Below are 2,660 nucleotides of genomic sequence, written 5' to 3' on the forward strand. Positions count from 1 at the left end.
GTTGCCGGCCCCGGCAACCGACGGGCCCTTCCCCGCCACCGCGGCGATCAGACCTTGAGGCGCTCGCCCTCGTCGTCCCGCGCCGCCGGTGCGGCGACCGCCTGCGGGGTCTCGTCGTGCGTGAGATCCGGCAGCCGGTGCAGCCACGTCGGCAGGTACCAGTTGCGCTCGCCGAGCAGCGCCATCACGGCCGGCAGCAGTACGCCCCGGATGATCGTCGCGTCGATGAGCACCGCGGCCGCGAGGCCGACGCCCATCTGCTTCATGGACTGCATGGACAGCGTCCCGAAGATCGCGAACACGGCGACCATGATGACCGCGGCACTGGTGACCACCCCGGCCGTGGTGACCACGCCGTGCCGGATCGCGTCCTTCGTCGCAAGGCCCCGCAGCCGCGCCTCGCGGATCCGGGAGACCACGAACACGTGGTAGTCCATCGACAGGCCGAACAGGATCACGAAGAGGAACAGCGGCAGCCAGGTGATGATCGCGCCGACGCCCTCCGCGCCCACCAGGGACGCGCCCCAGCCGTGCTGGAAGACCGCGACGAGAATGCCGTACGCGGCGCCCACCGACAGCAGGTTCAGCACGATCGACGTGACCGCGATGGTCAGCGAACGGAACGACAGCAGCATCAGGACGAAGGCGAAGACCACGACGAACGCGAACACCGGGACGACGGCACCGGCCAGTTGGTCGTTGAAGTCCTTCGACCCGGCCACCTGCCCGGTGATGGGCGCCTCGAGACCGTCGACCTTGCCGAGCGTGGCCGGACGCACCTCGTCGCGCAGCGTGTCCAGGCTCGCGCCCGCCTTGTCCTGATCGGAGCCGCCGACGAGCGGGACGTAGACGAACGCGATGTTCTGCGCGTCGTGCAGCTTGATCTCCACCGGGCCCCGTGAGGCGCCCGAACTGATCGCCCGGTCGCGGAAGTCGGCGAGCGCGGACTTCACCTCCGGCGCGTTGATGTCGTGCGCCTTGACGATCACCTCGGCCGGTTCGGAACCGCCCGGGAAGGCGTCGTTGAGCCGGTTGTACGTCTGCACGATGGGCAGCGAGTCGCCGAACTCCTGGTCCAGGGTGAGCTGTTGCGTCTTCATGCCGAGCGCGGGAGCCGAGACGGCCAGCAGCGCACCGGCCGCCACGACGACGGCGACCACCGGCTTGGCGAGGACGCGCCGCAGCACGGCCGTCCAGAACCGGCTGTCCTGACGCCCGCCGCTCCGCTTGCGCCGCCCCAGGAGCGGCAGTCGGCCCTTCTCGACGCGCTCGCCCAGCAGCGACAGCAGCGCGGGCAGCACCGTCACGGACCCCACCATCGCCACGGCCACCACCATCAGCGAGGCCAGGCCCATCGCCTCGAACTCGGCGAGCCCGGTGAACAGCATGCCCGCCATCGCCACGCACACCGTGACACCCGAGACCACGATCGCCCGGCCACTGGTCGCGGCGGCGATCCTCAGGGCCGTCTGCGCGTCCCGGCCGGCCTCGCGTTCCTCGCGCTCGCGGCGCAGGTAGAACAGGCAGTAGTCGACGCCGACGGCCAGACCGACCAGCAGCATCACGGAGTTCGCGGTGTCGCTCATCGGCATCACATGGCTGACGACGCCCATCAGACCCATCGTCGCCATGATCGCGGTGATCGCCAGCAGCACCGGCAGCAGAGCCGCGACCAGCGCCCCGAAGGCGATGAGCAGAATGCCGAAGGCCACCGGCACCGCGGAGTACTCGGCCCTTTTGAAGTCCTCGCCGAACGCGTCGTCGAACGTCTTCATCATGCTGGCGCCGCCGATCTCCTCGATCCGCAGCGACTCGTGATCCTGCTGAACACCCTCGACGGCCTTCAGCACCGGTTCGATACGCTCGCCGGCGGTGTCCGACTCGCCGCGCATGTCGAACTGCACGAGCGCGCTGCGGCCGTCCTTCGAGATCGTCTTCGTGTCGTACGGCGAGGTCACCTCCGTGACCCGGCCGGTCCCGTCGACGGCCCGCACGACCGCGTCGACGGCGTCCCGGAACTCGGGGTCCGTCGCCTTCAGGCCACCGCCCCTGGCCTGGAGCAGCACGGTCTCACTGGCCGGTTCGTCGATGCCGGCGTCCTCGACGATGCGCGCCGCGGTGTGCGTCTCGCCCTTCAGCTGGTCGCTGTCCTTGACGTCGACCCGGCCCGCGGCCGAACCGAGCCCCGTCGCCAGGACGACGAACAGCACCCAGATACCGACGGCAGCCCATCGGTGCCGGGCGCTCCAGCCGCCGGCCCGGGCGGCGAGGCCCCGCACCCGTATGTCTCCGTTCCCCATGACGGGCTTGCCCCCTCGTGATGCGGTGGCGGCCCCCTGCCGCCCCCTTTCGTTTCGAAGGTATGGGCCGGATAAGGCCGTCTCGTCGTGCTGCCAGGTGAAGTGGGGGAGCCGGAACTCATCCCCATGGAGCGAGCCCTCTCCCCACTGGGGAGGACCCCCACGGACGGTGGCCCCTTACACCTATCGCCGGACATGTCGGGCTCCCCGGGTGTGTGGATCCTGAGCAGACGGTTGTGCCCCGTGAAGACCGGTGAGTAATTTACGGGGCCGGGCACTGCCCGGAGCGGGCGGGGGGGCCCCCCCCCCCCGGGGCCACCGCCCCCGGGTAGTGGTGGGGTGGTGACGTGATAATCGGCC

At 70.4% G+C, this 2,660-nt stretch carries 1 protein-coding gene; it reads right to left on the reverse strand.

The genetic code is table 11. From position 1 onward, the window contains the following. Positions 1-47 precede the first annotated feature (47 nt). Entirely contained in the window at positions 48-2,300 is a 2,253-nt protein-coding gene (locus ABZ281_RS45345) for an MMPL family transporter (RefSeq protein ID WP_356664217.1), read from the reverse strand. Between the last annotated feature and the right edge of the window lie 360 nt (positions 2,301-2,660).

This window comes from Streptomyces sp. NPDC006265 (genome assembly GCF_040613555.1).
Lineage (GTDB): Bacteria > Actinomycetota > Actinomycetes > Streptomycetales > Streptomycetaceae > Streptomyces.